3 protein-coding genes are annotated in these 2,499 nt (G+C 56.6%); all 3 read left to right on the top strand.

Annotation, left to right across the window (positions count from 1 at the left end; translation table 11 throughout):
- Nucleotides 1–178 precede the first annotated feature (178 nt).
- From DW029_RS11040 to DW029_RS11030, 3 genes are read left to right on the top strand one after another with little or no spacing between them, the layout of a single operon-like run.
- Nucleotides 179–670, top strand: coding sequence for a hypothetical protein (locus DW029_RS11040; RefSeq protein WP_117636071.1), 492 nt, complete (start codon nt 179–181; stop codon nt 668–670).
- Nucleotides 671–705: 35 nt separating this feature from the next.
- The gene (locus DW029_RS11035; protein WP_117636070.1) at nt 706–1,473 is read left to right on the top strand and encodes a GntR family transcriptional regulator; all 768 of its coding nucleotides are present in this window, start codon (nt 706–708) and stop codon (nt 1,471–1,473) included.
- The gene (locus DW029_RS11030; RefSeq protein ID WP_055252186.1) at nt 1,458–2,171 is read left to right on the top strand and encodes a GntR family transcriptional regulator; all 714 of its coding nucleotides are present in this window, start codon (nt 1,458–1,460) and stop codon (nt 2,169–2,171) included. The genes DW029_RS11035 and DW029_RS11030 overlap by 16 nt, the downstream gene beginning before the upstream one ends.
- The last annotated feature ends 328 nt before the right edge of the window (nt 2,172–2,499 follow it).

The raw sequence follows: 2,499 nt of genomic DNA, 5'->3' as shown, positions 1-2,499 counted from the left end.
CTTGGTTTTGGAAGTTCGCGAAGCCCACTTCTCAAAACCAAGCACCCCGCCCCGGGTCTCGTCTGTGTATTTCCCGCTGAGCGAGCTATAGATGCCATGCACCGATGCGCTAAAGCGGCGACTTGAAATTGGTGCTATATTTAGCTCGAGTTGTTAAGTGTTAGTACGGGAGTCTGATATGGGGCTGTTCAAGAAGAAAAACCCGCAGGATGCCTTTGATCCCGATGTGTTTACCATCACGGACACGATTTTGGACCCGCCGCGCTTTACGTTTTTGCCGGCTATCTACCAGGATGCCACGCGTCGCAAGTGGGCCGTGCATCAGCGCGGCGCGACCCCGAGGATTTTTGACTACGCGGATGTGCTGCAATGCGAGATTGTCGAGACCGGAAATCCCGAGGATGTGCCGCAGCTCAGCAATCGAGAGCTCGCTCAGCAGATTTTGATTAACCCAGCTCAGGCTACCAAAAACAATGCCGCCAAGCGTAACATGTGCCTTGGTATGGGTGTCGTCGTTGCCGTGCAAACCGGCGAGGATGAGATTTCGAAGCTTGAGATTCCTGTGACTGCGGGCGAAGTCAAGCGAGACTGCGGCCTATATCGGTCGTATCGGAACGTTGCGGAACAGATCAAAGAAGCCTTCGACGCCATGGGGCGTTCGGAGCAATGATGCCCGCAGCATCAAGCGGTCGAGGAGCCTTACCCATGTCGAGTGAACCATATGCGATTCCGCCCAAAGATCGCGCCTTTGAGGGCATTCTTTGGTATATCAAACATTATGACCTGCAGGGTGGCGACCGGCTGCCCGCCGAGCGCGTGCTCTGTGAAGAGCTGGGCGTGTCCCGCACGGCGTTGCGCGCTGCGATCACGCGTCTCATTTCGTGCGGAACCTTGGAAAGCCGCCGCGGTTCGGGCACCTATGTATGCCCGCCCAAGCCGCTGAACATCTTTCAGGAAACGTGGAACTATACGCAGGCGGTGGAGAGGGTCGGCTCAAAGTCAACCGCACGCCTGGTATGCTCCAAGGTCGTGTACGCCGATGTCGACCTGGCCCAAAAGGCCCAAATCGAGCTGGGCATGCCGCTCTTCTGCATTCGGCGCGTGCGCGTGGTCAATGGTTCCCCGGCGTCGATCGAGACGGCATACGTCAATCTGTCTTTGTGTCCCTCGCTTCCCGATCACGATTTCGAGCAGGAGAGCCTCTACGACGTTTTGCTCAAAGAGGGGAATGTCCGCGTGTCGCACGGCAAGGAGCATATTTCCATCAGCCGTCTGAACGCCGACGAGGCCAAGTTGCTGGATGCCCAGGAGGGCGCCCCGGTGTTTTATAAGGCTTCGCACGAGCGCGATGAGAACGATGGCTTTGTCGAGTATTGCAAGTCCGTGACCCTGCCGACCAAGTATCGATTTGCCGATAACGGTGAGGCAGACGGCGTTGCGACGAAGGTGGGTGTCGAATGGCTGAGGCAGTAGAAGACTTGCCGGTTTACAAGCAAATTCGCCGCTGCATTGCGGAGCGAATCGAGCGCGGTGACTATCCGACGGGCTCGATGATTCCGTCCGAAAATGAGCTGGCCGAGGAGTTTGGCACGACGCGCCTGACCATCCGCAGCGCCATGGATGAGCTGGTCAAAAGTGGCCAGATTCGTCGCGTGCAGGGCAAGGGCGCCTTTGTGGGGCACAAGTGGTTTGACGAGCACGCTCGCAAGGGCGGCTTCCGTCAGTCGGTTTTAGCTTCGGGCGCGACGCCGTCGGTGCGCATCCTGGCGCGCTCCAAACGCTATGCCGGCCCGTATTATGCCGACTTGTTTGGTATCGGCGAGGACGATCTGCTCTACTCGGTGCGCCGTCTTAACTGCATTGATGGTGAACCCGTGTCGATCGAGATGACGCTGATCCCGTGTCTGCTGTTCCCTGGCATCGAAGACGTGGACATATCGGTTTTCAGCCTGTATGAGACCTATGACATGTTGGGCCGAAAGCCAGATAAATCGATTGAGAAGCTCGATATTGAGGCGCTGGGCGCACGCGATGCGAGTTTGCTCGATCTTGAGCCGGGCGACCTGGCCCTCGTGCTGGAATGCCTGACCTATGACTCGAGTGGACAGGTTATCGAGTGTGCCAAGTCTTTTACCCGCGGCGATGCCGGCGGATATACCTACAACTATTAGTGTTCAGAGCGTCCTTGTGTACGGCAGGGCGCTCGTCTTTTATGGCCATATGTCGCTTGACCGATGGGCGGCAAAAACTGACCGTCTACCGAGAGGGGAGGATGAAATCGAAAAATCGGTATTAAAAACGGCTAACCTGTAATCGTTCACTGGTATTAAGAACCTTTGAATTGTTGAGCTTGGGGCCAAGATGACCACAAGGTTAGGCGGTGCGACGGGACGGTAAGCCCGTCCGGGCCGTGTGACAATTCAAACTGCTCGTGAAAGGAGCGGGAATGAAGGAGACCGAGAAGATCGAGATCATGCACTTCGACCAGGAGGGCTACCT

Origin of the sequence: Collinsella sp. AF38-3AC (assembly GCF_003474365.1) — a bacterium.
GTDB lineage: Bacteria > Actinomycetota > Coriobacteriia > Coriobacteriales > Coriobacteriaceae > Collinsella.
The sequence above is the reverse complement of the archived record's forward strand: the minus strand, read 5'-3'. Positions and strand labels throughout refer to the sequence as shown.

Excerpts from the sequence above, each read along its gene's own strand:
- DW029_RS11040 (WP_117636071.1), top strand. The coding sequence starts at position 179 with ATGGGGCTGTTCAAGAAGAAAAACCCGCAGGATGCCTTTGATCCCGAT.
- DW029_RS11030 (WP_055252186.1), top strand. The coding sequence starts at position 1,458 with ATGGCTGAGGCAGTAGAAGACTTGCCGGTTTACAAGCAAATTCGCCGC.
- DW029_RS11035 (WP_117636070.1), top strand. The coding sequence starts at position 706 with ATGTCGAGTGAACCATATGCGATTCCGCCCAAAGATCGCGCCTTTGAG.